This window comes from Pseudomonas sp. DWP3-1-3b3 (assembly GCF_049896305.1).
In the GTDB taxonomy this organism is placed as follows: Bacteria; Pseudomonadota; Gammaproteobacteria; order Pseudomonadales; family Pseudomonadaceae; genus Aquipseudomonas; species Aquipseudomonas azotoformans_A.
In genome coordinates this window covers 102,638-129,433 of sequence record NZ_JAFCUA010000010.1, presented here as the reverse complement: position 1 = coordinate 129,433, position 26,796 = coordinate 102,638, and the positions used below count along the sequence as shown (strand labels likewise).

30 protein-coding genes are annotated in these 26,796 nt (G+C 60.9%); 17 read left to right on the top strand and 13 right to left on the bottom strand.

Features of this window, described 5'->3' with window-relative positions; genetic code table 11:
• The first annotated feature begins 24 nt into the window (after nt 1-24).
• The 4 genes from ACP7BX_RS25770 (at nt 25) to ACP7BX_RS25755 (ending at nt 3,202) form a co-directional block, all read left to right on the top strand.
• Complete coding sequence (locus tag ACP7BX_RS25770) at nt 25-1,011, top strand: LysR family transcriptional regulator (RefSeq protein WP_314532288.1); 987 nt, start codon at nt 25-27, stop codon at nt 1,009-1,011.
• A gap of 104 nt (nt 1,012-1,115) precedes the next feature.
• Entirely contained in the window at nt 1,116-1,670 is a 555-nt protein-coding gene (locus ACP7BX_RS25765) for a histidine phosphatase family protein (protein WP_426127850.1), read from the top strand.
• Between the two features lie 45 nt (nt 1,671-1,715).
• Nucleotides 1,716-2,471, top strand: coding sequence for a precorrin-6A synthase (deacetylating) (cobF, locus tag ACP7BX_RS25760; protein ID WP_426127852.1), 756 nt, complete (start codon nt 1,716-1,718; stop codon nt 2,469-2,471).
• A gap of 11 nt (nt 2,472-2,482) precedes the next feature.
• Complete coding sequence (locus tag ACP7BX_RS25755) at nt 2,483-3,202, top strand: alpha/beta hydrolase (protein WP_426127854.1); 720 nt, start codon at nt 2,483-2,485, stop codon at nt 3,200-3,202.
• Nucleotides 3,203-3,213: 11 nt separating this feature from the next.
• Here ACP7BX_RS25755 and ACP7BX_RS25750 read toward each other — a convergent pair whose 3' ends face one another.
• Complete coding sequence (locus tag ACP7BX_RS25750; RefSeq protein ID WP_177110810.1) at nt 3,214-3,768, bottom strand: hypothetical protein; 555 nt, start codon at nt 3,766-3,768, stop codon at nt 3,214-3,216.
• A 72-nt stretch (nt 3,769-3,840) separates the two neighbouring features.
• On the bottom strand, nt 3,841-5,649 hold the full coding sequence (locus tag ACP7BX_RS25745) for a monovalent cation:proton antiporter-2 (CPA2) family protein (protein ID WP_177110811.1): 1,809 nt from the start codon (nt 5,647-5,649) through the stop codon (nt 3,841-3,843).
• A 186-nt stretch (nt 5,650-5,835) separates the two neighbouring features.
• On the opposite strand from ACP7BX_RS25745, the gene ACP7BX_RS25740 reads away from it, so the two are divergent.
• Both ACP7BX_RS25740 and ACP7BX_RS25735 read left to right on the top strand, forming a co-directional pair.
• On the top strand, nt 5,836-6,141 hold the full coding sequence (locus ACP7BX_RS25740) for an XRE family transcriptional regulator (RefSeq protein ID WP_177076812.1): 306 nt from the start codon (nt 5,836-5,838) through the stop codon (nt 6,139-6,141).
• Nucleotides 6,142-6,173: 32 nt separating this feature from the next.
• Nucleotides 6,174-7,070: a LysR family transcriptional regulator gene (locus ACP7BX_RS25735; protein WP_426127857.1), complete on the top strand. Its 897-nt coding sequence runs from the start codon at nt 6,174-6,176 to the stop codon at nt 7,068-7,070.
• Here ACP7BX_RS25735 and ACP7BX_RS25730 read toward each other — a convergent pair.
• The 5 genes from ACP7BX_RS25730 to ACP7BX_RS25710 form a co-directional block, all read right to left on the bottom strand.
• A complete protein-coding gene (locus tag ACP7BX_RS25730) occupies nt 7,060-7,461 on the bottom strand; it encodes a RidA family protein (RefSeq protein ID WP_426127859.1) in 402 nt (133 codons plus the stop codon). The two genes, ACP7BX_RS25735 and ACP7BX_RS25730, sit on opposite strands and share 11 nt — an antisense overlap.
• Before the next feature lie 82 nt (nt 7,462-7,543).
• Nucleotides 7,544-8,446, bottom strand: coding sequence for an EamA family transporter (locus ACP7BX_RS25725; protein ID WP_038850783.1), 903 nt, complete (start codon nt 8,444-8,446; stop codon nt 7,544-7,546).
• Between the two features lie 53 nt (nt 8,447-8,499).
• Entirely contained in the window at nt 8,500-10,404 is a 1,905-nt protein-coding gene (gene asnB, locus ACP7BX_RS25720; protein WP_269133733.1) for an asparagine synthase (glutamine-hydrolyzing), read from the bottom strand.
• 45 nt (nt 10,405-10,449) lie between these two features.
• Nucleotides 10,450-11,409 (bottom strand): diiron oxygenase, encoded by a 960-nt coding sequence (locus tag ACP7BX_RS25715; RefSeq protein WP_033901590.1) that lies wholly within the window; start codon nt 11,407-11,409, stop codon nt 10,450-10,452.
• Nucleotides 11,410-11,489: 80 nt separating this feature from the next.
• Nucleotides 11,490-12,275 carry a crotonase/enoyl-CoA hydratase family protein gene (locus tag ACP7BX_RS25710; RefSeq protein WP_177110817.1) on the bottom strand — a complete coding sequence of 262 codons (786 nt, stop codon included), beginning with the start codon at nt 12,273-12,275 and terminating at the stop codon, nt 11,490-11,492.
• Between the two features lie 107 nt (nt 12,276-12,382).
• Here ACP7BX_RS25710 and ACP7BX_RS25705 point away from each other — a divergent pair, with 107 nt between their 5' ends.
• The 3 genes from ACP7BX_RS25705 (at nt 12,383) to ACP7BX_RS25695 (ending at nt 16,198) form a co-directional block, all read left to right on the top strand.
• On the top strand, nt 12,383-13,180 hold the full coding sequence (locus ACP7BX_RS25705; protein ID WP_177110818.1) for an AraC family transcriptional regulator: 798 nt from the start codon (nt 12,383-12,385) through the stop codon (nt 13,178-13,180).
• A 103-nt stretch (nt 13,181-13,283) separates the two neighbouring features.
• Nucleotides 13,284-14,837: a DUF726 domain-containing protein gene (locus tag ACP7BX_RS25700; protein ID WP_426127863.1), complete on the top strand. Its 1,554-nt coding sequence runs from the start codon at nt 13,284-13,286 to the stop codon at nt 14,835-14,837.
• Between the two features lie 41 nt (nt 14,838-14,878).
• Nucleotides 14,879-16,198, top strand: a complete 1,320-nt coding sequence (locus tag ACP7BX_RS25695) for an Nramp family divalent metal transporter (RefSeq protein WP_426127865.1) — start codon at nt 14,879-14,881, stop codon at nt 16,196-16,198.
• Between the two features lie 8 nt (nt 16,199-16,206).
• Here the strand turns inward: ACP7BX_RS25695 and ACP7BX_RS25690 are convergent, their stop codons facing one another.
• Entirely contained in the window at nt 16,207-16,473 is a 267-nt protein-coding gene (locus tag ACP7BX_RS25690) for a type II toxin-antitoxin system Phd/YefM family antitoxin (RefSeq protein ID WP_426127867.1), read from the bottom strand.
• A gap of 128 nt (nt 16,474-16,601) precedes the next feature.
• Nucleotides 16,602-17,534, bottom strand: a complete 933-nt coding sequence (locus ACP7BX_RS25685; RefSeq protein WP_061449448.1) for a LysR family transcriptional regulator — start codon at nt 17,532-17,534, stop codon at nt 16,602-16,604.
• A gap of 118 nt (nt 17,535-17,652) precedes the next feature.
• Here ACP7BX_RS25685 and ACP7BX_RS25680 point away from each other — a divergent pair, with 118 nt between their 5' ends.
• The 3 genes from ACP7BX_RS25680 to ACP7BX_RS25670 all read left to right on the top strand — a co-directional run bounded on the left by ACP7BX_RS25680 (nt 17,653) and on the right by ACP7BX_RS25670 (nt 18,858).
• Entirely contained in the window at nt 17,653-18,141 is a 489-nt protein-coding gene (locus tag ACP7BX_RS25680) for a DMT family transporter (protein WP_033901583.1), read from the top strand.
• Between the two features lie 4 nt (nt 18,142-18,145).
• Nucleotides 18,146-18,598: a DMT family transporter gene (locus ACP7BX_RS25675; protein WP_314532331.1), complete on the top strand. Its 453-nt coding sequence runs from the start codon at nt 18,146-18,148 to the stop codon at nt 18,596-18,598.
• Nucleotides 18,599-18,687: 89 nt separating this feature from the next.
• Nucleotides 18,688-18,858, top strand: a complete 171-nt coding sequence (locus tag ACP7BX_RS25670) for a metallothionein (RefSeq protein ID WP_016977247.1) — start codon at nt 18,688-18,690, stop codon at nt 18,856-18,858.
• Between the two features lie 29 nt (nt 18,859-18,887).
• On the opposite strand, the gene ACP7BX_RS25665 is transcribed toward ACP7BX_RS25670, so the two are convergent.
• A complete protein-coding gene (locus tag ACP7BX_RS25665) occupies nt 18,888-19,160 on the bottom strand; it encodes a hypothetical protein (protein ID WP_314532335.1) in 273 nt (90 codons plus the stop codon).
• 146 nt (nt 19,161-19,306) lie between these two features.
• Here ACP7BX_RS25665 and ACP7BX_RS25660 point away from each other — a divergent pair, with 146 nt between their 5' ends.
• The 3 genes from ACP7BX_RS25660 (at nt 19,307) to ACP7BX_RS25650 (ending at nt 21,324) form a co-directional block, all read left to right on the top strand.
• Nucleotides 19,307-20,071, top strand: a complete 765-nt coding sequence (locus ACP7BX_RS25660; RefSeq protein ID WP_314532462.1) for a helix-turn-helix transcriptional regulator — start codon at nt 19,307-19,309, stop codon at nt 20,069-20,071.
• An 89-nt stretch (nt 20,072-20,160) separates the two neighbouring features.
• Complete coding sequence (locus ACP7BX_RS25655) at nt 20,161-20,334, top strand: DUF1427 family protein (RefSeq protein WP_080642457.1); 174 nt, start codon at nt 20,161-20,163, stop codon at nt 20,332-20,334.
• A gap of 30 nt (nt 20,335-20,364) precedes the next feature.
• Nucleotides 20,365-21,324 carry a quinone oxidoreductase family protein gene (locus ACP7BX_RS25650; RefSeq protein WP_426127871.1) on the top strand — a complete coding sequence of 320 codons (960 nt, stop codon included), beginning with the start codon at nt 20,365-20,367 and terminating at the stop codon, nt 21,322-21,324.
• A 9-nt stretch (nt 21,325-21,333) separates the two neighbouring features.
• On the opposite strand, the gene ACP7BX_RS25645 is transcribed toward ACP7BX_RS25650, so the two are convergent.
• From ACP7BX_RS25645 to ACP7BX_RS25635, 3 genes are all read right to left on the bottom strand, one after another.
• Nucleotides 21,334-22,362, bottom strand: coding sequence for a purine-nucleoside phosphorylase (locus ACP7BX_RS25645; protein ID WP_426127872.1), 1,029 nt, complete (start codon nt 22,360-22,362; stop codon nt 21,334-21,336).
• A 14-nt stretch (nt 22,363-22,376) separates the two neighbouring features.
• Nucleotides 22,377-23,324 carry a nucleoside-specific channel-forming protein Tsx gene (locus ACP7BX_RS25640; RefSeq protein ID WP_426127874.1) on the bottom strand — a complete coding sequence of 316 codons (948 nt, stop codon included), beginning with the start codon at nt 23,322-23,324 and terminating at the stop codon, nt 22,377-22,379.
• A 155-nt stretch (nt 23,325-23,479) separates the two neighbouring features.
• Nucleotides 23,480-24,418: a helix-turn-helix domain-containing protein gene (locus ACP7BX_RS25635; protein WP_426127876.1), complete on the bottom strand. Its 939-nt coding sequence runs from the start codon at nt 24,416-24,418 to the stop codon at nt 23,480-23,482.
• 261 nt (nt 24,419-24,679) lie between these two features.
• On the opposite strand from ACP7BX_RS25635, the gene ACP7BX_RS25630 reads away from it, so the two are divergent.
• Nucleotides 24,680-25,939 (top strand): ABC transporter substrate-binding protein, encoded by a 1,260-nt coding sequence (locus tag ACP7BX_RS25630; protein WP_426127964.1) that lies wholly within the window; start codon nt 24,680-24,682, stop codon nt 25,937-25,939.
• An 18-nt stretch (nt 25,940-25,957) separates the two neighbouring features.
• Nucleotides 25,958-26,731: an L-iditol 2-dehydrogenase gene (locus ACP7BX_RS25625; RefSeq protein WP_314532355.1), complete on the top strand. Its 774-nt coding sequence runs from the start codon at nt 25,958-25,960 to the stop codon at nt 26,729-26,731.
• Nucleotides 26,732-26,796 lie beyond the last annotated feature (65 nt).

Below are 26,796 nucleotides of genomic sequence, written 5' to 3'. Positions count from 1 at the left end.
GACCAACAAGACAGGGAGTCTCCCATGGCATTTCTAGAACCGTCCGCCCCCCAGGGGCCGTCCTCTTATCGCGCCCCGACCGAGGGGCGCAGTAGCTGGCTGGCCCTGGCCCAGGAGATCGACCCGGAGGTGGCGCGCTACTTTCTGGTGAGTGCGCGCTGCGGCTGCTTCATGCAGGCGGCGCGCAGCCTGAACATCAAGGCGACGCTGTTGCGCAAGCGCCTGGCGCAGCTTGAAGAGCATCTGCGGCATTCGCTGTTCAGTTACCAGGGCAGTGGTTTGGTGCTCAGTCGCGATGGCCAGCAGTTGCAGGCCCAATTGATTGCCCTGGCCCATGAACGGCGGTTGCCGGTTACGGAGCAGCCGTTGATTCGGCTGGCAGTGGCCGAACCGATCCTGCACGACATCCTTGGCCGCGACCTGATCGCCTTGTTGCGGCGCAACGCCAGCGTGCGCCTGGAGATCATTTCCATCGACAGCCAGTTGTCGCTGCAAGCGGTGGATGTGGATGTGGTGCTGTGGCTGTCGGACGCCGACGGCCCGGTGCCTGGCCCGAGCTTCGCCACCGAGCCACCACAGGCCCTGGCACGCTTGCAGTACTTGCCGCATATCGCCAAGCGTTATTCGCGGTTGACCACACGGCCGGACAGCGTGGAAGACCTTGACGACTACATGCTGGTGCAGTGGCAACCTGATGCGCAGGTGGGCGCGTTGCAGGCATGGAATCAGGTGGTGCAGCAGCGCCTGGCGGCGGTGGTGCAGGTGCACGCGTATTCGTTGATGCTGGAGATGATCCGCTGTGGCGCGTGCATCGGCTTGCTGCCCCATTACATGAGCAGTTTTGACCGGGGCCTGGTGGCGTTGCCGGGGCTGTTGGGCGAGAGCATGCAGCGGCAGGTGTGGCTGGCGGTGAATGCGCAGGTGGAGGATGTGGAGGCGGTGCGGATGATTGTGGAGTTGATCATTGGCACGTTTGAAGGCCGTCGTGAATGGTTTGATTTTCAGGTCTAACGCTCCCACAGAAAAGCAGACTGGCAACCTGATTTCAGTGTTGCGCCCCAGCGTTAACTGCGCCAGTCTTGGAGACTTATCTTCTTGGTCTCAAGCACTCTGCAATGCACACCACTCGTTTGACGCTCATTTGCCATGCCATCACGCCCCTGCAAAAACAGGGGCGTTTTCCCGATGACGAGGCGGTGGCGATGGATTGGCAGGGCAAGGCGTTGTCGCTGGCTGGTCGCTACAAGAAAACCCGGCGACTGTTATGTGGTCCGGAGGCCAGGGCTCGGCAGACGGCAGGCTTGTTCGGCGCTGACGGGGTGATCGACGCCGCGTTGCGCGACGCTGATTTCGGGCAGTGGAGGGGCCAGGACGTCGGTCAACTGGAGAGTGACCAGCTGAACACCTGGCTCACCGACGCCACGTGCGCGCCCCACGGCGGCGAGTCGGTGGAGCAGATCTGCCAGCGGGTGGCTGAGTGGATGAAAACCCTCGAATCCCAGCCCGGCCATGTCGTGGCCATCACCCATCCCTTTGTGATCCGTGCCGCGATGTGGCACGTCATGCAGTTTCCGGTGTCGATGTTCTACCGGATCGACGTCGAACCGCTGTCCGCCACCGAGCTGCGCTTCAACAATGTCTGGCGCCTGCGCCTGGAAACTCACGCCTAGGCACGTGAACATGGCAAAATCCACGCCCCGCAATGAGAGCAACCCATGAAACGCATCCTGATCATCGGCATTGGCGCCGGCAACCCTGACTACATCACGATGCAGGCCGTGAAGGCGCTCAACCGCACCGACGTGTTTTTCCTGATGGACAAGGGCCAGAGCAAAGACAAGTTGATCGACCTGCGTCGCGAGATCTGCGAAACCTACATCACCGAGCCCGGCTACCGTTTCGTCGAGGCCGATTGCCCCGAGCGCGTGCGCGGCGAGATCGACTACACCACCGCAGTGCAGGACCTCAACCGCGACAAGCAGCAGACCTTCGAACGCATGATCAACGAAGAAATGGCTGACGGTGAAGTGGGCGCTTTCCTCGCCTGGGGTGATCCAGCGCTGTACGACAGCACCATTCGCATCTTGCAGGCGATTCTTGCCAGCGGTCGCAGTGAGTTCGAGTTCGAAGTGATCCCTGGTATCACCAGCGTGCAGGCCCTGGCGGCCCAGCACAAAGTGCCGCTTAACCGTATCGGCAAGTCCATCGAGATCACTACCGGGCGCCGTTTGGCGGCGGGGCAGGCGAGTGACGCCGACACGTTGGTGGTGATGCTCGACGCCGAAGACTCCTACCGCAGCGTGGCGGACCAAGACCTGGACATTTACTGGGGCGCCTACCTGGGCACACCGGACGAGATCCTGATCAGCGGCAAAGTCAGTGAAGTCGCAGAAGAAATCGAACGGATGCGCAAGGCCGCGCGCCTGGAAAATGGCTGGATCATGGACACTTATCTGTTACGCAAACCCTGAGGGGACGTCCGATGCTCAAATTGTTTGCCCTGGCGCTGACGCTGGTCGTCGGCACCGCCCATGCCGACGACACGCTGCACACCGATTTGCCGCTCTCGTACCTGGAACAAACCCAGGGCGACGCGCGCAACCAGCCGCTGGTGATTTTCCTGCACGGGTTTGGCAGCAACGAGGAGGACCTGTTTGGCATCAAGGACGCGCTGCCCTCGACCTGGACGTACCTGTCGGCCCGTGCGCCTATGCCGGTGGACCCGCACGGCTATCGCTGGTTTACCAAGACGCCCGGTGACGGCGATTACGACGGCGAAACCGCCGACCTGCAACGCAGCGCGAAGCTGATCGAAGATTTTGTCGGCAAAGCCACCGCCAAATATCACACTCAGCCGGATCGGGTGTTCCTGGTGGGTTTTAGCCAGGGCGCGATCATGTCCTACGAGGTGGGCCTGCGCCGGCCGGAGCTGCTGCGTGGCATTGCGGCATTGAGCGGCAGCGTGTTGCCGGTGCTCAAGGCAGAGCTGAAGCCGGATGCGTCATTGGGCAAGCTGGCGATCTTTATCGGCCATGGCACCTTGGATCAGGCGCTGCCGTATGCGTCGGGTACGCGGGCCAATGAGGTGCTGACGGGGTTGGGGTTGCAGCCGGAGTTCCATGGGTACCCCGGCATGCCGCATACCATCAGCGAGGCGGAAGTGCAGGACCTGAAAGCCTGGTTGGAAAAGAGCCTGAACTGACCGCCGTAAGGTTATTTGCCGCCGGTAATCTGTTTGACCAACGCCGCATGCCCCTTGGCATCATCCGCCCGCGAAATCGCCTGGATCACCAGCAGGTGATTACCCGAACCACCGAGGAACGTGGAGTTCAGCGTCTTGCCGCCGCCTTGGGTGGCGGTGCTGTCCACCTGGCGCAGGCCCAGGCCCTTGAACGTCAGTTTCTTCTCGCTCTGTTTCTTGAAGTCAGGCAGTGCTGCGCTCTGGTCCTTGACGAACCCGGCCACGGCGCCATCTAGGAATTGCGCGTCGTTATCGCCGATGGTTACCCCATCGTTACGCACGGTTTCGGCGACGATCACCACACTTTTCGTGGTCTGGTTGGCGTACATCGTGCCTTGGGTATCGGCCGTGCCATCTTCAGCCTTGCCAGCCGGCAGGGTGTCGGCGGCGTAGGCCTTGGGCAGGTTGAAGGTGAATTTGCCACCCAAGGTGGAGATGGTTTGCGTGGTCGGTTTGGAAGCGGCGAATGCGCTGCCAGCGGCCAGCGCGATGGCCAGCAGGACGGCGGTCTTGGTGAAAGTGGCCATGAAGCGCTCCAGGGGTGAACGAAATTGCGCCGTATTCTGTCAGAATTTTCGCAAAATCGTTCATCCATAGCCTCACACCTTGTCGGACTCTTCCTCAAGTCGGTCCATCTCAAACAGCCGCGCCAGTTCTGCCCGGGCTTCCTGGGCGGTTTGCATCACTTTGGCGGCGTCGTCGTATACAGCGTGCTGGGCGGCGAGCAGTTGCAAATCGTGGTTCTTGAAGCGAGTGATGCGCGCATCGGCCTGGGCCTGGCTTAACCCCAGGCCGACCAGGGTGCGGCGGCTCATTTCCAGGCTGGAGTAGAAGGTCTCGCGAATCGGTGAGGCGTCCAGGTCCACCAGGCGGTGCACGTGCTGACGGTTACGGGCGCGGGCGATGATCTTCATGTGCGGATAGAGGTTGCGCACCAGCTCGGCGGTCTTGATGTTGATCTCCGGGTCGTCCATGGCGATCACGAAGAACTCCGCCTGGTCGACTTTGGCCGCGTGCAGGATCTCGGGGCGTTGCGGGTCGCCATAGAACACCGGCATGCCGCCGAAGCTGCGGGTCAGTTCGATGGTTTCCACCGAGGTGTCCAGGGCAATGAACGAGATGTTCTGCGCACGCAGGATCCGCGCGACGATCTGCCCCATACGGCCCATGCCGGCGATGACCACGCGGGGCGCATCGCTTTCGATGGTGCGGTATTCCTCGGGGATTTCCACCGGCTTGACCTTGGGCTTGAACAGCTTCGGGCACACCAGCAACAGCAGCGGTGTCACGGCCATGGAGAGGGTGATGGTCAGGACCAGGATGTCGTACAGATGCGGTTCGAACAGGCCTTGGTCGCGACCGATCTTGAACACCACGAAGGCGAATTCACCACCCGCCGCCAGCACCACGCCCAGGCGCAGGGCACTTTCGCGATTGAGGTCGCCCACCAGCCGGCCTACGGCGTAGAGCAAGGGCAGCTTCAAGCCGATCAGCAGCAGCGTCAGGCCGATCACCACCAGCGGCGAGCTGAGCAACAGGCTGAGGTTGGCGCCCATGCCCACGCTGATAAAGAACAGGCCCAGCAGCAGGCCCTTGAACGGTTCAATCTGGGATTCCAGTTCGTGGCGGTATTCCGAGTCCGCCAGCAGCAGGCCGGCGAGGAAGGCGCCAAGGGCCATGGACACGCCCACCAACTCCATCAACCAGGCCGTGCCAATCACCACCAACAGTGCGGTGGCGGTGGACACTTCGCGCAGGCCGGTCTTGGCGACGATGCGGAACACCGGTCGCAACAGGTAACGGCCGCCGATGATCACCACGGCAATGCTGCCGAGAATCTGCAACACATGCTGCAGGCCCTGCGCTTCGGTGGTCGGGTGATCGCTGCCGGCCAGCAACGGCACCATGGCGATCAGCGGGATCGCGGCGATGTCCTGGAACAGCAGAATCGCAAAGGCCAGGCGGCCGTGGGGTTGGTTCAGTTCCTTGCGCTCGGCCAGGCTTTGCAGGCCAAACGCGGTGGACGACAGCGCCAGGCCCAGACCGAGCACGATCGCACTGTTCCACGACTGGCCAAACAGCCACAACGCCACCACGCCCATCACCAGGCCCGTGAGCAGCACCTGCGCGAGGCCGACGCCAAATACCGCCTTGCGCATCACCCACAACCGCTTGGGCGACAGTTCCAGGCCAATGATGAACAGCAGCAACACCACGCCCAGCTCGGAAAATTGCGCGACGCTTTGCGGGTTGCCGACCAAACCGAGCACCGACGGGCCGATGATCACGCCAGCGAACAGATAGCCCAGCACCGCGCCCAGTTGCAGGCGCTTGGCCAGGGGCACGGTCAGCACGGCGGCGAGCAGGAACACCACGGCTGCTTGTAACAGGTTGCCTTCATGGGGCATTGCGAACTCCAGGATCTTTAAAACTAATCAACAGGGGGGTATTAGAGCGCTTTTTACATTTCGAAAATTGTGTTTTTGAGCGGGGTGGGTAGAGACTCAGGTAAAACGCTTTTTGACAGGTTGAATTTTTTATTCCTTTGGTGGAATATTTTGCAGGGTCGAATTCTGGTTGGGAGGGCCGTCACCATGGCTAAGAAATTCGCTGAACTGCAAGCACGCATGACACCGGAGTCCCGTGCCGAAGCCAAGCTGTTGTTTCAGCAGCACCTGCAGGAAATGCCACTGCATGAGTTGCGCAAAGCTCAGCAGCTAAGCCAGGCGAGTCTGGCCAAAGCACTGAACATCAACCAGGCGGCCGTCTCCAAAATGGAGCGGCGCACCGACATGTACATCAGCACGTTGCGCGACTATATCCGCGCGATGGGCGGCGAGTTGGAGATTATTGCGACGTTTCCCGATGGTCAGGTCAAGATCGACAACTTTGCTTACTGAAAGCGCTTGTAGCTATCCAGAAGGTCATCCTTGTGAACCAACTTCTCGCCATGCGTGCCTTTGTTCGCGTCGTCGAAACCAGCTCATTCAGTCGTGCATCCGACCAGTTGGCACTCCCGCGCTCCACCGTGAGCAAGCTGATCACCGACCTTGAGAAACACCTGGGCATCAAGCTGATGCACCGCACAACGCGGGCTATGGCGCCCACGTCCGAGGGATTGGAGTATTACCAACATGCCCGGCGCCTGGTCGCAGAGTTGGACGAAGTGGACAGTGCCATTCGCGGGCAAGTCCTCAAGCCCCGCGGGCATCTGCGGGTCGATGCACCGGCGTCGTTTGCCAATTGCCTGCTGATTCCGGCGCTGGTGGATTTTCATCGCGAGTATCCCGATATCACCATAGCCTTGGGTATCAGTGATCGCGCGGTGAACATTGTGGGGGAGGGTGTGGATTGCGTGATCCGTGCCGGCAAGCTGGATGACATGGCGATGATCGGGCGCAAGGTGACCGACCTGGAATATTTGACCTGCGCAGCCCCTGATTACCTGGAGCGCCGAGGTGTGCCGGTTTCCCCGGAGGATCTGGCGCTCAACCACCTCAAGGCCGGCTATTTTTTTGCCGGATCAGGTAAAGCGGAGCCACTGATTTTCGAACAGGGCGACAGGCGCATCGAAGTGGGCGATTGTGCCTATTCCACCAATGAAGGCAACGGCCTCAAGGAAATGCTGCTCGCCGGCCTGGGCGTCGGGCAGCATTTCAAAGCCATCGTTCAGTACTACGTGGACAACGGTCAATTGGTCAGTGTGCTGGCGCAGTGGTCGCGTCCGGCTACGCCACTGCACATCCTCTATCCACCCAATCGCCACCAGAGCGCGCGGCTCAAGGTGTTTGTCGAGTGGGTGATTCGCAGGTTCGGTGTCAGGGAATGATCGCGGTCACGCGGATTTCCACACGCATGGTCGGCAGCCCCAGAGCCTCGACGCAGACTTGCGTCCAGATCGGCGCATGGTCGGGCATGTACTGGCGGTAGTGCTTGACCATCGCCTCGTTGACTTCGGGCGGGAAACCACCGACGTGGTAGGAGTTGACGTGAATCACGTGCTCCCAACTGGCGCCGGCAGTCGCGAGGGTGCGTTCCAGGTTGTGGAACGCCTGGGCGATCTCGTCGGCCAGGTCGGCGGGGATCTGGAACTCATCGTCCCAGCCCCCTTGGCCTGAGGTTTCCACGCGATTACCGACTTTTACCGCCTGCGAGTAATGCAGGTGCTCGCGCATGTAATCGCCGTAGCCGGGGGTGACAAAAAATTCAGGCGTGCTCATGGTGTTTCCTTCGGTTCAGTACAGGACTGGACGAAGGCTAAAGCACTCAATACGCGAACAAAATCCCGAATTTATGCCATGACTATCTATCCATATGGACAATCGTCTGCGGTTCCACGGGGGCTAGATTGACTGGTCTGCGGTACAGCCCCACCGCCAACCCGACGATAATGATCCCGATCGAGATCAGGTTCGGCGTAGAAATGCGCTCATCCAGAATCAGCATCGAGCTGGTGATGCCGAACACCGGAATCAGCAACGACAGCGGCGCCACGGTGGACACCGGGTACAGCTTGAGCAACGAGTTCCAGCCCCAGTAGGCGAAGTGCGTGGCCAGGTACACCTGGAACAGGATCGACAACACCGCCGTCAGGTCGAGGCTGGCCTGCAAACCTTCGAACGCGGCGCTGCCGTGCATCAACCAGGCCGTGAGGAACAGCGGGATCGGCGGGATCAGGCTGGCCCACACCATGAACGAGAAGATCTCCTTGACCCCGGATTTCTTGATGATCACGTTGCCCACGCTCCAGGCCACCGCGCTGAGGACGATCAGCATGACGCCCAGCACCGCATGGTTGCCTTCCTGGGTCGAGATGATCCCCGCCAGGCCGATCAAGGCCAGCACGGCGCCGAGCATTTGCGCGCCACGGATTTTCTCCTTGAACAGCACAAAGCCCCAGCCCATGGTGAAGAACACGCTGAGCTGGATAATCAAAGAGGCGATACCGGGGCTCACGCCCACTTGGATGCCATAGTTGATCACGCCCCACATGCCCAGCCCGAAGATAAAGCCATAGGCCGCCACGTAGCTGAATTTGACGGCGGGGCGCTTGATAAAGAACACCAGGGGCAGGGCGGCAAGAGCGAAGCGGATACCCGTGAGTACAAACGGGTCGATGGCACGCAGGCCGAGCTTGGTGATGGGGAAATTGACCCCCCATACCAGGGTGACGAGCACGGCAAGAGACAGATGTTTTTTCAGCATGGACCCTCCTTGGGTCAGGCGGCACACCGCAATCGCGAGGTGCCGCCGGGAAGTCAATTCAAGGCGAAGCGTTTTTGCATCAGGCACAGCCCGGCGATTTCCATCAGCAGGTTATCTGCCGAAGCGCGTTGGGCGGTGGACAAGCTTGGCAGGGTTGCCAGCAAGGCGCGTACTTTACGCGGATCGAAGAACGGCACGTTGTGCAATGCCGGGCCGCTCAACACGTCGTTGATCATTTCATACAGCTTCGATTGCGGGCTTTCGGAGGCCGGTGGAGCGCGGAAGTATTGCTTTTTGCGGTCCAGTACAGCCTGCGGCACGTAAGGGCGCATGGCTTCGCGCAAGGCGTATTTCTCGGTGGCGCCGCGCACTTTCATGTTCACCGGCAGGCGGCACGCCGCCTCGATCACTTGGTGATCGAGCAGCGGTGGACGGCCCTCCAGGCTGCCGGCCATTTCCATGCGGTCGCCCAGGGAGGTGAGCACCACGTTGGGCAGGCTGGACTTGGCGACCATGTACAACGAACGGTTGACCGGTTCCCAGCCGTTGAGCGCCCGTGGGCTCAGGCGGTCGTAGAATTCGCGATAGGCATCGGTATTGCTGAAGCGCTCACGGAAGTCATCGCTGTACAACTGCGCCAGGGGGCCGAACAACGCCGACTGGGTTTGCAACCAGGACACGCCGTGGCCCAGTTCGTCCTGCACCCATTTCACATCATTTTTGCCGCCGGGCAGGTAGCGGTCCTCGCTGGCATGCAGGCGCCGGGTCAGTTCGGCAATCGCCGTCGGGTCCTGGTTTTCGTGGTTGTACAACACCATGTCGCGACGATAGTGCGGGTAGCCGCCGAAGACTTCGTCGGCACCTTCGCCAGTGAGTACGGCGCGCATGCCCTGGTTCTGCACGTATTTGCACAACAGGTACTTGGCCACGCTATGGGCGTTGGCGAAGGGCATTTCGGCGTGCCACAGGGCATTTTCGAAGTTATCCGCCATGTCGGAAGAGTTCACCGACAGCACGTTGAGGTGGGCACGGTTATGTCGGGCGGCCACTTCAGCGAATTGGCGCTCGTCGTAGGCCTGCTCGCCTTCGAAGGACAGGTGGAATGCCTGCAATGGCTGGCCGGTCAGCTCGGTGGCAATTCCCAGCATGGCCGATGAATCGAGGCCGCCACTGAGGCACACACCGACGGGTACATCGGCATGCAGGCGCAGGCGCACGGACTCTTCGATGGTGCTGCGCAGGGACTCGATCATCTCGGCTTCGCTGCGCTGTTCGGTGTCCTGGGCATCCGGGAAGTCCCAGTCCCAGTACTGCTCGGTCTGCAGGCCGCTTTCATCGGCGATGATCCAGCAACCCGGCTTTACGCTGCGAATGTTGTTGAAGACGGTACGGTCACGCAGGATAAAACCGCGATTGGCGTAGGCTTCGTGGTCCCACTGTGCGGGCACGCCGGCGGCGAGCAAGGCTTTGATTTCGGAGGCGAAGTACCAGGCACCTTCATGCTCGGTGTAGTACAGCGGCTTGACGCCCACCCGGTCACGCACGGCAAACAGCTTTTTGCGCAGGCGATCGAAGATCAGGATGGTGAACTCGCCGCGCAGTTGCTTGAGGCCACGTACGCCATGGCGACGGTACAGGTGCATGGCGATTTCGCTGTCGGACGAGGTCTTGAAGCGGCATCCATAGCTTTCCAGTTCGGCGCGGATGCGTTGATAGTCATAGAACTCGCCGTTGACCATCATCACCAGGTCGCCTTCGTCGGCCACGATAGGCTGGGTGCCGTTACCCAGGCCTACCAGGCCCAGGCGCACATAACCAAAGGCGGCCTGGCCGTTGGGGTCGAACCATTGGCTGGAACTGTCCGGGCCGCGATGGTGGATGGCACGCAGGGCGGCATCGAACATGTTCGGGTTGAACGCACGAGGTTGTTTGGCAAAGACGCCAATGTATCCACACATGACAATTACTCTATTGAATTTGTATTGGTCAGCAGCACGCTGGTTTTAAACGGTGGTGGCCGGTTCGCTCATCACTGGCAGCTCGGGCAGCACCGCTTCGGGGTGTATGCCAATGGAGCTGAGGATCTCGGGCATGGCCGAGTAGTCCGCTTCGCCGGTCTCGGTAAATTGAGTCGGTAGCAGCAGCGATTGATCGCCGAACACTTCGAGCAGTTGCGGCAGGATGATTCGCCACGCCGAAATCTCTCGCATCGGGAAGATTCGGATCGAGTTGGCGATGCCGCGGGTGAACAAGGCGGTTTGCTGCGCGGTGAAGTCACCGACCACCTGCTGCACGAACAGCGGGAAGATGTGCTTGTGCACCAGTTCGTCTTTTTTGTGCAGGGCCACCACGTGGCGGAACACCGGCTGGATGTCTGGCGCGTCGCTGAGGTCGGCCAGGTAGTCGCTGATAAACGTCTCCGAGACCAGCGAGAAGGCCAGGCGGTAGATCTTGAAGTCCGCCTCGGACAGGGTGGCCTGGGCCTGGCTCAGGTGGCGGGTCAGTTCCAGCTCCGGCCATTTGATGCGCATGCCGCGCTGAGTGATGGCCAGTTCACACATGTTGATCGAAAACAGTGTGTGATAAGCCTCATCCGCCAGGGTTTCGGAAATCGTCGCGGCGCTGGCGGAGCTCAGGCGCGAGCCGAGCTGCAGCAGGTCGATGCAGGACGGGCAGATGATTTCGGTTTCGATGGCGATGGTTTTCTGGTTGTAGATCACCCAGCCGGCCGACAGGATCAGCAGCTTCAGGGCGTGGGGGTATTGCTGGTAATGCGGATCATGGGCGAAAGGTAACAGGGCCTCGAGAAAGTCCGGCGCCTGCAGGTCAAGCTGGATATCCGGGCGCTGGGAATCGAGCTTGATCTGTGCGCGTTTGTGCCAGCTGCGTTCGATTTTGATCAATCGTTCATCGGTCGCGTCATTGCTGCGATAAAGATCGTCTTGAGTGCTGTGCTGAAACATGGTTTCACCGGGTTGAGAGTGAGTTGTGAAGGCCATCCATGGTTTGCCGAGGTGCGCTCGGCAACGTTCACGACCGGGAGTTACACCGCAGGCGCGGTTTGGATCTTGTCCTTCTTGCGATCCAGGAAGTCCGCCAGGCGATCCTGTGTGCGGATGTCGGAAGACACCACGGCGGCAATCAAGGCTTCCGTCATCAGGCCGTCCTGCTGGCTTTGATCGACAATACGCGGCAGCACGTGGGTCACTGCGTAGTTGGTCATGGGCAGGTTGCCGGCGATCTTGTGCGCCAACTCGGTGGCCTTGAGCACCGCCTGGCCGACCGGCACCAGGTACTGGGCCACGCCGCGCTCATAGCTTTCCTTGGCGTAGAGCGTGCGGCCGGTGAGCATCATGTCGGTCATCAGGGCGATGCCGGCGATGCGTGGAAAACGCACCGAGGCGCCGACACCCACATACAGGCCGCGCATGGCTTCGGGCAGCGAGAAGAAGGCGCTGTCATCCACCACGCGCAGGCTGCAAGCGGTGGCGATCTCCAGGCCACCACCGATGGCGGCACCGGTAATGGCGGCGACGACGGGCACCTTGCCGAACTGGATCAGTTCGAAGGTCTTGTGCCATTCGCGGAAGGCTTGGACGTTATCGATCACCGACTGGTCGCGGATTTCCGACAAGTCCAACCCCGTGCAGAAATGTTGGCTGGTGCTGTAGAGCACGGCGGCACCAATGCCCTCGGGTATGTTGGTGAAGGTGTCGCGCAGTTCGTGCATGACTTCCAGAGACATGGCGTTTCGCTTCTGCGGGCGGTTGAGACCCACCATCAGAACGGCGCCGTCTACTCGTACGTCCAAGTAGTTTTTGACACTCATTTTCCGAATATCCCTTCGATATGAACCCAACTTGGGGAGCGACGATTCTAGGTGGCAGAGTAGTGGCCCGCTTGCTATGTCAGGTCATACTTTGACAAAATCGGGCCATGCCGCCGACCTTTACCTATTCTCCTTACGAACCCGACAGCCCCGAAGCGGTGGTGACGCTGCGCGAGTACCCGTCCGGTACGGTGTTTCCGCGTCATACCCATCGTCGTGGGCAGTTCGCGTATGCATCCACGGGCGCGTTGAAAATGTTCACTGACCTCGGTAATTGGGTCGTACCGCCGCAGCGCGCCATCTGGGTGCCGGGCGGGATTTCCCATGAGATGCACATGCGCGGCGATGTGGTGATGCTCAATACTTACCTGGACGACGACGCCGCTCAGCGCGCAGGGTTGCAGGACTATTGCCAGGTATTTGGTGTCTCGCCCCTGTTGCGCCATCTGCTGGAAGCGGCGTTGGCGATTGGGCCATCAGCCTCGCCCAGCGTGCGTGACCGTTGCGTGTTGACCCTGTTGATCGATGAAATCGGCGCCATGCCCGAGTTGCCCCTCAGTGCGCCGTTGCCCTCCGAAGCGCGTCTGGCCCGTTCTTGTCAGCGCTTCCTTGAGGCGCCGACGCAGAAGATCTCCATCGGCGAGATGGCCGACTGGTCGAGCATGAGCCGGCGCACTTTTACCCGTAACTTTCGTGAATGCACCGGCATGACCTTTGTGTCCTGGCGCCAACAGGTGTGCCTGTTGGAGGCGACGGCGCGGCTCAGTCATGGCTCGTCCATCACCGATGTGGCGTTTGAGTTGGGGTTCAGCAGTTCCAGCGCGTTCACTTCAGTGTTCCGCCGCAACCTGGGCGATTCACCGGCGCGCTACCTGGCCAAGTCCAAGGCGGCCTCTCTGTTTTGAAAGGATGATGAGGCCAATGCGGTGCCTTTTCCCCCAGCGGTACCACGTTGAACCCCGGCCTTTGTTACTATCGCCGTCCCTTGTCACCAGGAGTCATTGCCCCATGCAGCACCAGTGGGATGAAATGCACCGCACCCGCAAGCCCACGTTCTTGATGTGTGGTGAGCCCCAGGGTGATGTGCTTAATCTCTATGTCCACGGTTATTCGGCGTTCTTCAATCGGCAACAGCTGGGCAGCTTCAAGGCACAGTTGGCGGGCATCGAAGGCTCGACCAACCTGATGCTGTTCTGGCCAGCGGGGCATTTCCTGGAAAACCTGTTCGCGCCGTTCAAGGACGTGATCGGCGCGATGCTCGGCGGCGGCAGCCTGGGCGCGGCTACCGTGGGCGTCGGCAAGGCGATTGCCTACTTTCTCGACCACTATAAAAGCGTCGAGGCGCGGGTAGATGAAGTTGCCAGGAGCCTGCTGCCGGAGCTGGCCGCCTACCTGCACGGTGAATCCCTTGAAGTGCGGCGCATCAACCTGATCGGCCATTCCCTGGGTGCGCGCATCCTGGTCAAGAGTTTGCTGGCCAGCCCTGATACCGCCCGCGAGCTGCCGTTGGACAACCTGCTGTTGATGGGTGGGGCGATCTGCACGTCCAGCCCGTGGGATGACGTGTCCGCGCCGCTAAAAGGCCGTGTGATCAATTGCCACTCCAGCAAAGACTGGGCCTTGGCCCTGAAACCGGATACTGAGCGTTGCATCGGCCGCTATGCCATTCCGGTAACGCCGGCGCTCAAGGCCAAGGTCACCAATGTGCACCTGGCAACTTTCGATCACGCCGCTTACTGGCCGCAGCTGCAGACGGTGGTGCAGTACACCGACCTACTGCACGAGCGGCGCGGCATGATCCGCTCCGACCAGCGCAGTACTGAAGTGCGTTTTGCCGAAGAGGACGCGGACCTGTTCCCGGCGTTGGTCCAGGCGCGGCCTGAAGAGTTGAAGTTCCTCGCCGAGTTGATGGCGCAAAAACGCAGTGCATCCATAGACGCCAGCGTGCGCGAGCCGCTCAAGCTGGCCATCGAGTTGCAGCGCATGGGCGGCGATACCTTTATGAACCTGGCCCGTGGCCATGGCGTGAGTTATCGCCAGATTGCTGAGGATGTGGCGCAGCGGCTGAGCATCAAGTTCGATGAACCGCTCGATACCGTCGAATTGGCTGACCTTGAAACCCTGGTCGCCGAAAAACTCATCGAACAGTACAAAGACAAACTCAGCCATGCGGACCGGCTGGTGTTCGACGCGGAACTCAAAGCTGCCGCGCAAAAGGAGCAGGGGCTGTTCAGGCGTTTTGACGTGGGTCGGTCGGCCACCACTGCGTTGAGCGGTACAGCGCTGGCCGGGTTGACCGGTTTTATCCTGCGACGCGGTGCGGCCACGGCGATTCCGGTGGTGGGGCAGGCGGTAGCTGCGGCGATGCTGGTGGTGAGCGGCGTGCGCGCGTTTTCCGGCCCTGCGTATTCGATCACCACCCTGGCGGTGCTGGTGATCGGCGTGATTCGCCAGCGCATGGAGCGTGAAGCCTTGAACCAGGAGATGGACCTGGTGGTGCAAGTGGTCGAGGCGTTCGACCTGCCACGGGACACGGTGATGCGCACGGTTGCGTCCGACTGATAAGCTGCGCCTCTGTCTTGTGTGTTTGCCTGGGATACCGCGTGAAATTCAGCCTGCCAAAAATCGCCACCGCCCCGTTCTGCCCGCCGGAAGTGGCGGGTTCTGTCGCCGTTGATCCCAAGGCTTCGTTCTTTAAGCGCATCCTCATGTTTGCCGGGCCTGGGCTGCTGATCTCCATCGGCTACATGGACCCCGGCAACTGGGCCACGGCCATCGAGGCCGGCTCGCGCTACGGTTACAACCTGTTGTTTGTGGTGCTGCTGGCCAGCCTGGCGGGGATGGCGGTGCAGTGCCTGTGTTCAAGGTTGGGTATCGCCACCGGCAAGGACCTGGCGCAACTCTGCCGTGAGCGTTATAGCCAGCGGTCTGCACGCACCCAGTGGGTGCTGGCGGAAATCTCCATCATCGCCACCGACCTTGCCGAGGTGCTGGGCTGCGCCCTGGCATTCCACCTGCTGCTGGGGGTGTCGCTGACCACCGGCATTGTCATCACCGCCTTTGACACACTGCTGATCCTGGCCCTGCAGAACCGTGGTTTCCGCCGTTTGGAAGCGATCATGCTGGCGCTGGTCGCGACCATCGGCGTGTGTTTTTTCATCGAACTGGTCCTGATCAAACCTTACTGGCCGGACGTGTTCAGGGGTTTCACCCCGTCACTGTCGGCTATCAGCGATGCTGCGCCGCTGTATTTGGCCATCGGCATCCTCGGGGCTACGGTGATGCCCCATAACCTTTACCTGCACAGCTCCATCGTGCAAACCCGCCTGATCGGCAAGGACCTGGCCAGCAAACAGGACGCGGTCAAGTTGGCGCGCATCGACACCATCGGCTCCCTGGCCCTGGCGCTGTTGGTCAACGCCGCGATCCTGGTGCTTGCCGCCGCAGCGTTCCACAAGACCGGCCACACTGACGTGGTTGAGATCCAGGACGCCTATCACCTGCTTGACCCGCTGGTGGGCGGTGCCTTCGCCAGCATCCTGTTCGGCATTGCCTTGCTCGCCTCCGGGCAAAGCTCCACCTTTACCGGCACCATCGCCGGGCAGGTGATCATGGAGGGCTACCTCAACCTGCGCATTCCCTGCTGGCAACGGCGTTTGATCACCCGTGGCCTGGCGTTGATCCCTGCGTTTTTGGGGGTATGGCTGATGGGCGACGATGCTATCGGCAAATTGCTGATCTTCAGCCAGGTGGTGCTCAGCCTGCAGTTGCCGTTCGCGCTGTATCCGCTGATCCGCATGACCGGCGACAAGCAACTGATGGGACCGTTCGTGAATCGGCTGCCGACACGCTTGCTGGCGTGGTTTCTGTTTGCGGTGATCAGTGGGGCGAATGCCTGGTTGATAGGGCAGTGGGTGTTCTGAGTGGCGGTTCAGGTTGGACAACAAGACCTTCGTTCAAATGCATTCAGCGTATCCTCCGGAAGGGGTGCATCAAAGTCTTCAGGTATTGCCCATTTACCTTTCATCGCGCCGATCCGCGGCTGAGGTGAGGGCTCTATGGCGATGAGCCTAGCGAGTGCACGTCCATGCTGGGTGATCGTTATGGGTTGCCCGGCACTGGCTTGATGAACCAGATTTGAAAAATCTGCCTCGGCTTGATCTAGCGTGACCGTAATTTCTGCGCATGTCGGTTTCATGGCTCTCTCCATCGTGGAAGTTGCCTCAGTCTGCCGCAACGCTCTGAGCGCAAAAATACTGGCCAGTAAAATCAGACCGGAACTACTTTTTGAAGTGGGAAATGCCTTCAGTGACGCGTCTGCCTAAGTCACCGATCCCAATACGGCACCGCTCCAAAACACTCCACAAAATAATCAATCACCGTGCGCACCTTCAGCGACAGGCGCCGGCTCCCCGGCCACAGTGCCGCAATTTGCTGGGGCTCCAATGTCGTCGCCACGTCGTACTCTGTCAGCACCGCCTGCAGAGTGCCCGCCCGCAGACTGTCTCCGATCAACCAGGAGGGAAACACCACCAGCCCCAGCCCTTGTTCGGCGGCGTAGGTGAGCGTGTCGGCATGGTTGCCGGTGATCGGGCCCTTGACGCTATAAGGAGTCCAGTCGCCCTGGCCCTTGCGGAAGAACCAGCGTTGCTGGCCGGTAATGCCTTTGTAGGCCAGGCACTGGTGGTTGATCAGTTCGTCAGGATGTTGCGGTGTGCCGTGTCGGGCCAGGTAGGCCGGGCTCGCGGCGATGCGAAAGCGTTGGGGCGCGAAGATGCGCGCCTGCATGCTGGAGTCGTTGAGCACGCCGATCCGAAAAAGCAGGTCGGTACCGTCCTGCAACGGGTCGACATAGGTGTCGGTTTGCTGGATATCCAGTTGCAGCTTCGGATAACGCCGGCACAACTCGCCCAGCCAAGGGGAGAGATGGCGCTGGCCGAACACCATCGGCGCATTGATGCGCACCAGGCCGCTGGGCTCGCTTTCCTGTTCCTGCAGCGCCTGGCCGGCGGCTTCCAGTTGTTCCAGCATCAAGCGCGCATGTCGCCCGAGCAAACGCCCGGCCTCGGTGGGGCTGACGGCACGGGTGTGCCGATAGAGCAGTTGCTGGCCTAGGGCCTGTTCCATCAGTTGGATCTGCCGGGAGATGGAAGAGGGCGCCAGGCCCTCACGGCGTGCCACTTCGGAGAAACTGCCCAAGTCCAGCACGGCGACGAACAGGCGCAGCGCTTTGAAGCTCAGTTCATTCAAGCCTTGCATCGTGCCTCCAGGCTGTGCGTTTTGCGCAAAGGTGTTGTTGGCATGCTCCCATTTATCGCACAGCACGGCCACCGGATAATGCGCGCCATCCAATCCTTTGTTGATGTGCAGGTGGTGTATGCAAGCAAGTTCCATCGAGGGCGTGGCGCCAGCCAAGCCGAAAAAAAACGGCCTGCGGCTACTGCTTTTGCCGCTGGTGATCCTGGCTGGCATGGGTTTGTCGGTTGAAGCCGGCCTGCTCGGGCCATTGGGTGTGCAGGTCGGGCATTTGTGGGCCACCTTGAGCATCTTTGGCGTGGGCTCGGCGATCCTGTTTCTACTGCTGTTGTTCAGTGGTCCGCGAAAAGGCCCGGCGTTGTCCGAGCTGCCGCGCTGGCAGTTGATCGGTGGTTTCCTGGGGCCGATCTACGTGGTGGTACTGACCCTGGCCACACCGCATATCGGTATTGCGATGACCATGATCGCGATTCTTTCGGGGCAGGTCGGCAAGAGCGTGCTGATCGACCATTTTGGCTGGTTCGGCGCGGCCCGCAAGCGGGTCAATGGCGAACGCTGGATCGCCCTGGCGTTGATTGTGGTGGCACTTGTTCTGATTGCGCGAGGTTAAAGCGATGAACCTGATTTTGTTGCTGGTCGTGGTGGTCGCCGCAGGTGCGGTGTTGAGTGTGCAAGCCGCCATCAATGGTCGCTTGGGCCAGGCGGTGGGCGTGCTGCGCGGCAGCCTGGTGACCTTTGGCGTGGGGGCGATTGTCACTGCATTGATGATCTTGTTCTTTGAACCGGCCCAGGCGGTGAGCCTGCTGGACGTGCCGAAATGGCAACTGACCGGTGCCTTGTTCGGTGTGGTGTACATGATGGTGATGGTCGGCGCGGTGCCTGTCGTCGGTACGGCGGTGGCGACGGTGGCGGTGATCGTCGGGCAATTGGGCATGGGCATGTTGATCGACAACTTCGGTTGGCTGGGCAATCCAGCGATTGAGTTGTCGGGTGCGCGGATCGTGGCGATGGTCTGCCTGGCCCTGGCGCTGCTGTTCATGTACCGCAGCAATACCCGCGCCGACTGACGGTTTGAACCATCGCCGGCGGGCCGCAGTCCCTCATTAAGGTGCCGGCGCCCGCCGCACCGGGACGACCACGAAAAAGGAGTCTGACCATGCCAGATAAAACCTGTGCCTGCCCACACTGTAAGTGTGTGCTGGGAGCTGACGCGGTAATGAAGGACGGCAAGGGTTATTGCTGTCAGGGCTGTGCGGAGCACCATGCCCATGGTGAGCCGTGTGCGGCGGCGACCGGGTGCGAATGCGCCAAATCCGCCAAAGGCTGACGTGCTTGCGGGAGCCGGCCAGCCGGCTCCTATTGACGTTCGAGTTCGAGCCGCAGGCTATGGTCGGCCAGGTGTCGACGATGCTTGACCACACCACGGGTGCGCCGTCCCTCCAGCGCAAACACCACCGTTTGTGCATCACGTAGATCGTCCGGCAGCGGTTGGAATACCTTCAGTACTGTCCCGGTAGCTTGGTGTTGCAAGCTCACTTGGCATTCGACATGCCGGGTAATCGGCCCGAACAGGGTGTCCTGGGTGTAATCGATCCGTGCCTTGCCGTTGACCGACAGTATTGCATCCATGGTCTCTCTCCTTGATCAAGCCTGTAGCGCACGCTTCCGAGCGGCGCCGGTATAAGCCAATGATCTCCGTGGCCCGTAAAAATTCACTCGGATTGTCGAACGGTGGTCATTACCATGGCGGCTCACCCTTGATTGATGTGTACATCATGGCCCTGGCTGCGCCTCCCGACCTCAGTGATCACGCCGTCCCCGTGCAGCCCTTGGCGCGTACTTATCCGCGCGGGCTGTACGTTGAACCGCATAGCCATGACTGGGGCCAATTGCTCTATGCCATGAGCGGCGTGATGTGGGTCGAGACGCCGTGTGAGGCCCTGGTGGTGCCGCCACAGCGTGCCGTCTGGCTGCCGCCGGGGGTGGAACATGGGATTCGCGTGGTGTCGGATTTGCAGATGCGCAACATCTACCTGCGCCCGGCCCTGGCAGCCACGTTGGACAGCCAGGTGCAGGTGATCGAAGTCGGTGGGTTATTGCGTGAGCTGATCGTCACACTGGTGGACGAGGACGATAACGGCGATGTGGCGTATTACGAAGCGTTGGTCAGCCTGGCTTTGCTGGAGCTGCAGCGGGCGCGCCGTTCACCGATGCGCATCGCCATGCCGGTGGACGCCGACCGACGGCTGAGCAGCGCGTGCCAGGCGGTCATGGCTGCGCCGTCCCTGGAGATCCCGTTCGAACAGCATGCCGAAGCTGCCGGCGCCAGTGTGCGTACCTTGTCGCGGCTGTTCCAGAATAACCTGGGCATGGGCTTTGCCGAATGGCGGCGCCAGGTGCAATTGGCCACGGCGGTGGCGGAGCTGATCCAAGGCCAGCCGGTCAGTGCCATCGCACGTTCCCTCGGCTATTCCCCCAGCAGTTTCAGCGACATGTTCCGCCGCGAACTTGGCGTGGCGCCTTCGCAGTACGTCGGCTGACGGGTTTGGCCGAAATCCTGAAGCACTTGGCCGATGCTTCAGGATTCAGCGCTCTAGATTGAGCGCATCCACCCACAAGGCGCTGCCCCATGAACTACCTGATTTCCCTCGCCATCGGCCTGTTTGTCGGCGTGATCTACGGCGCCTTGGATTTCCGTTCGCCCGCACCGCCGGCCATCGCCCTGGTGGGCCTGATGGGCATGCTGCTGGGTGAAAAGCTCTGGCCCATGGGCCGACAGCTGGTGGGCGCCTGGTTCTCCTGATCTCTCTCTTAACTTCGATGGATATTGGCCATGAAAGCACTGCAATTTTCCGCCACCGGCGACCTCGCCGCCCTGCGCTTCGTTGACGTCGCCACCCCGGTGCCGGCCGCCGGTGAAGTGCTGGTTCAGGTCAAGGCCGCCGGCCTCAATCCCAGCGACGTCAAAAACGTGCTCGGCCGCTTTCCCTACACCACCTTGCCGCGCATTCCCGGTCGCGATTTTGCCGGTGTGGTGGTGGAAGGGCCGCAGGCACTGCTGGGCCAGGAAGTCTGGGGAACCGGCCGCGACCTGGGCTTTTTCGCCGATGGCTCCCACGCCCAGTACCTCACCGTGTCGGCCAAGGGCGTGGCGCATAAGCCCAGCCATTTGAGTTTTGCCCAGGCCGCCAGCCTCGGTGTGCCCTATACCACCGCTTGGGATGCCCTGGAACGCAGTGGCGTGACCCAAGGCACGCGTTTGTTGGTGATTGGTGCCAATGGCGCGGTGGGCAGCGCCACCCTGGCCCTGGCGAAAATCCGTGGCGTCCAGGTGCTGGCCGCTGTACGTCGACCAGGGCAGGTCGAGGTATTGCAGGCGCAAGGTTTTGAGGCGATTGCCTTGGGCAAACCGGAAGAACTCGGTGCGCAGGTCAATGCGGTGTTCAAGGGCGGTGCCGATGTGATCTTCGACACCACCGGTTTCTGGCTGCCGGCGGCCGTTGCAGGTTTGGCACCGTTCGGCCGCATCGCGATCATCGCCGCGCCGGTGGACGGCCATGTACAACTGCCGGCCCTGGCGCTGTATCGCAAAGGTGGCTCGGTGGTGGGGATCAATTCGTTGCTCTACAACTGCGAGCAGTGCGCGGTGATGCTGGAGCAGTTCGGACGATTCTTTGATGAAGGCCTGTTGCCGTTGCCCACCGGCCTGCGTGAAGTGGCGTTGGCCGATGGGGTGCAGTGCTATGAGGACGTGAATCAAGGCAGCGCGGACAAAATCATCTTCCTGCCTTGATTCCGGCGGTCAGGCTTCGGGAACACCTTTCTCCCAGGCCGACCAGTTGTTGAGAATCGCCTGTACCAGCGGGTTGCCCGTGCGGTACAGGTTCTCCAGCGCCGGCACAAAACCGCCCTGATCCGCGTACTTCAGCAGGTTGTCCACTTCGCTGTAGCCAGGGTACGGGCGGTCGAAGTCCGAGCCTGCACGTACCACCGCCAGGCGCTGGATATCCACCAGGCCTTCGCGGCTGGCGCGCAGCAGGGCTTCGTAGGTGGAGTTGTCTTCCTGTTGGGTGGTGCAGTATTCGCCTTTGTTGTCGGTCAACAGCTTGGTCCAGACTTCGGCGCGTTCGCTCAGGCGTGTACCGGAAAACCAGGTGTTGCCCGCCAGGGTGTCGCAGCGGGTGACTTGCGGCGGCTGGTTGGCCGGGGCGGCGGGGTAGTGTTTGCGCCAGGCGGCGGACTCCTTGCTTTCGGTCAGCTCCACTTTTTGTGACAAGGCAAACGCCTTGGCCTGCAACTTGGGGTTTAGCTCAAACACTTCGGTCTTGTAGTCCAACGGTGGTTTCTCGTTGGGGCCTTTGGTGTTGATGCCGATATAACCCGTCGGCCAATCCTTGGGCGCGTCCCGCGAATCCAACTCCCACTGGGTGCCGAATTCCACCAGGTAATGCGCCCAGGCGGCGGTGCCGATGGTGCCGTGCTTGGGGCTGATGCCGGCGATCCCGGCGATCAGGAAATAGCTCTGGCGCAGGTCGAATTTGGGCGACAAGGCCAAGGCCAGGGTGGACGCGGCGGCGTTGGTCTGGCCCATGCCGGTGACCAACAGGCACACGTCCTGGGTGTTGCAGCGGATCACCGGGTATTCGGCCGACAGCCCTGGTACGCGGACTTCCTGCTTGAGTTCCAGGCGATCGATCCAGGTTTGCGCCTCAGGGGCGAACATGGTGATCAGCATGACCTTGGGTTTGATCGGTGCAGGCGTATCGGCCAACACCACATGGGGCAGTAGGGCCAGGCTGACAGCCAGGGAGAGACGGGTAAGCGCGTTCATCTAAAGCTCCTTGATCAGAATTGGTAGCCTACGCCGGCGTAGTAACCCCAGCCATCGGAACGGGCGCGGAAGTTGCCTTCGCCGAAATTCAACTCACTGCCGTCTTCCCAGTTGCCGCCGTTATGGAAGTAACGGCCGACCAGGGTGAAACGCAGGTGGGTGAACGAGTACAGCAGCACATTGGTCGCGACCAGCGAGTTGGCGGTGCGCGCCGGGTTGTCCTTGTGCAGGTCGGAGCCGAAATCGTAGTTGGTGAAGCCGATGTAGGTCAGCGAAGCACCGTTATCAAACTTGCCGATGGGCACGATGTACTTCATCTGCGCACGGTAGCCATCCCATGAGTATTCATTGCTGGCGCCGTAGTTTTCCCACTGGTAACGCCCGTAGAAGTTGGCCGACAGGTTCACCCGCGAATGGGTGTCGATGTCGGTGCCGAGGCCGCTGTACAGAGTGTTGGCGCGGTTTTCCTTGCGGCTACCATGGTCGTAGATCCAGTCGAACGCCACGTACCACTCCTTGAACGGCCCGATGGCCAGGCTGCGGCCCGCCAGGTAGTCGATGGAGATACGCGGCTCGTGCTCCATGAACACCGGGGAGCCATGGTCCCACACGCCTTTGTCATTACTGTTACCGATGGTGAGGATCTTCGGCACGTCGATGTAGCCGTACAGCTCAAAAGGCCCCTTGCGGCCGAAGTACTCGTATTCCAGGTAGACATCATCCTGTGGCTTGGGGCCGAAGCTGATGTCTTTGCTGCCGATCAATGTCAGGTCCTGGTTGAACCAGTCCGACAGGTACACGCCTTTTTTCGCCGGGCTGGCTTCCGGGCTGAGGGTTTCGCCCTGTGCTGAATCATCCACGGGTTTTTGCTGCGCCAAAATGGGAGCGCTGAGTACTCCCGTAACGGCAGCCAGTAGCAAGGAAACACCAAAGGAGGCAGAACGCCTTGAGGTGAAGTGCATTGAAAATCCCTATTCGTACGCGGTTTGAACCCGATTCTTCGGGTAAGGGTGAACTTGGCTGGCAAGTTCGTACCGCAAACGTTTGCACAGGCTGTACCAAGTTTGCTCAATCGGTTGATCAAGTTGAAAAAAACGGGATTTAGTCGACCTTTTGGTCAGAATTGACTGGGTGTCATTTTTTCAATGTGCTGGAACAGATGCATCGCGGTTTCCCGTCGATAGTCACTCGGCGTCTGGTGCATTTCGATACGAAAATGTCGATTGAAATTTGACAGGTTGGCGTAGCCCACTTCAAAGCAGATGTCCGCCACTGACATGTCGCTTTGCAGCAGCAGTCGGCAGGCGCGCTGTACACGGAACTTGCGCATCAGGTCGATAAAGCCGTGGCCGGTGTTGCGTTTGAAGAAGCGTGAGAAGCCCGGCTCGCTCATTTCCAACTGTTGCGCAATCACCGACAGGCGCACATCGCCGGTCAGCTCGCGCATCAGATAGTCGAACGCCTTGTTGATGCGTTCGGCGCTGCGTGCATCCAACGTCGGCGCATAGCATGGGCTGGCGAGGGCCTTGACCTGTTGCATCGGGGCGTTCTTCAGGGTGTCGAGCAGTTGCAGGAACAGGATCAAGCGTTGCAGGCCGTGGGCGCTGCCGATGGCTTCCATCAAGCTCGCAGCCTGCAACGCGGTGTCGCCGGTGAACTCCAGCCCGCGCCGGGCATGCTCGAACAGCGGTTGCAGGTCACCGAGTTCCGGCAGGGTCTTGCGCAGGGCGAGGAGGGCGGCGCCGTCGAATTGCAACACCACATCGCGACCGCTCAGGTAGTCGCCGGGGGCGAGTTCACCGATCCAGTCGTGGGGCAGGTCGGGGCCGATCAGGGCCACATGGCCGGCACTGAACGCACCGATGTAGTCGCCCGCGACCAGTTTGCCGCTGCCTTGGCGGATCAGGTGGATTTCAAATTCGGGATGGTGGTTCCAGCGCGCCAGGTCGTAGGGGTAGTCATGTTCGAACCAGCGGAAGCAATGGTCCGGCTCGGGCAGGATCACTTCGAGTTCGGCGGGGCGGTGCTCGAACAGCTTGGCGCGGCTGATGGGCATGGTGGGGTTCTTAGGGTTCTTGGAATCGCTCCAAAATACGCGCCTCAACCGTGAGCGCGCTACCCCTGGTTTCGCCTGGCACTGATACTTTTTTAACTTTGATATCCAGGTTAAAAAAGTACCAGTCGCCCATCCTCCAGGCGTTTGTGGGGGCTTGGCCAAGCTGCTGTAATCGGCCCTCAACAACAAAAACAACAGGTAGAAACCGCTATGTCCAAGCTCCCGCAAGCGTTGCTCCTGCTTTCCGGCCTGGCGCTGGCCATGCCCAGCCACGCCGCCGACACCGTGACCATCGCCACGGTCAACAACAGCGACATGATCCGCATGCAGCGCCTGTCCAAGGTGTTCGAAGCGCAGCATCCGGACATCAAGCTCAACTGGGTGGTGCTGGAAGAAAACGTGCTGCGCCAGCGCCTCACCACCGACATCGCTACCCAGGGCGGGCAGTTCGACGTGCTGACCATCGGCACGTACGAAACCCCTCTCTGGGGCGCCAAGCACTGGCTTGAACCCTTGACCCAGCTGCCGGCCGATTATGACGCCGACGATATCTTCCCTTCGGTGCGCCAGGGCCTGTCGGTCAACAACACCCTGTACGCCTTGCCGTTCTACGGCGAAAGCACCGTCACCTACTACCGCACCGACCTGTTCAAGCAGGCCGGGTTGAGCATGCCCGCGCATCCTACCTGGACCCAACTCGGCGAGTTCGCGGCCAAACTCACCGCCAGGGACAAGGACCAATACGGCCTGTGCCTGCGCGGCAAGGCCGGCTGGGGCGAGAACATCGCCTTGCTGAGCACCATGGCCAATGCCTTTGGTGCACGCTGGTTCGACGAGCAGTGGAAGCCCGAGCTGACCAGCCCCGAGTGGACGGCGGCCGCCAACTTCTACGTCAATACCCTCAAGCAATACGGCCCGCCGGGGGTGTCCAGCAATGGTTTCAACGAAACCCTGGCGCTGTTCAACAGCGGCAAGTGCGCGATCTGGGTGGATGCCAGCGTCGCCGGTTCCTTCACCACCGACAAGAGCCAGAGCAAGGTCGCCGACAGCGTCGGTTTCGCTGCCGCGCCTACCGAAGTCACCGATAAAGGCTCGTCATGGCTGTATGCCTGGTCCCTGGCAATTCCGGCCACGTCCAAGCACAAGGACGCCGCCAAGGCCTTCATCAGTTGGGCGACTTCCAAGGAGTACATCCAGTTGGTCGCTGATAAAGAAGGCATCACCAACGTACCGCCGGGCACCCGACAATCTACCTACAGCGAGGCGTACTTGAAGGCCGCCCCGTTTGCCCAGGTGACCCTGGAAATGATGAAGCACGCCGACCCCGCGCACCCGTCTGCCAAGCCGGTGCCGTACGTAGGCATCCAATACGTGACCATTCCCGAGTTTCAGGCGATCGGCACCTCGGTCGGCAAGCTGTTCTCTGCGGCGCTGACCGGTGGCATGTCGGTTGACCAGGCCTTGCTGGAAGCCCAGTCCACCACCGAGCGCGAAATGAAACGCGCCGGCTATCCGAAATAACTTCAACAGGACCTTTTCATGAAACGACTTGAAGGCAAGAGCGCACTGATCACCGGTTCAGCGCGTGGCATCGGCCGCGCCTTTGCCCAGGCCTACATCGCCGAGGGCGCCACCGTGGCCATCGCCGACATCAACCTGCAACGGGCCCAGGTCACAGCCGCTGAACTGGGCCCACAGGCTTATGCCGTCGCCATGGATGTCACCGACCAGGCGTCCATCGACAGCGCGATTGCCGCCGTGGTGGCCCAGGCGGGCAAGCTGGATATCCTCATCAACAACGCCGCATTGTTCGACTTGGCGCCCATCGTCGACATCACCCGCGACAGCTACGAACGGCTGTTCTCGATCAACGTCGCCGGCACGCTGTTCACCTTGCAGGCCGCCGCGCGGCAGATGATCAGCCAGGGCCATGGCGGCAAGATCATCAACATGGCCAGCCAGGCCGGACGCCGTGGCGAGCCGTTGGTGGCGATCTACTGCGCGACCAAGGCGGCGGTGATCAGCCTGACGCAATCGGCGGGGTTGAACCTGATCAAGCAGGGGATCAACGTCAACGCCATTGCTCCGGGCGTGGTGGATGGCGAGCATTGGGATGGCGTGGATGCGTTGTTTGCCAGGCATGAGGGGCTGGCGCCTGGCGAGAAGAAAAAGCGGGTAGGGGATGAGGTGCCGTTTGGGCGGATGGGCACGGCGGAGGATTTGACCGGCATGGCGGTTTTCCTGGCCTCGAAGGACGCCGACTATGTGGTGGCCCAGACCTATAACGTCGATGGCGGCAATTGGATGAGTTAAGCCATGCACCGATCAAAATGTGGGAGCTGGCTTGCCTGCGATGGCGGTGTGTCAGGCAGTAAAGT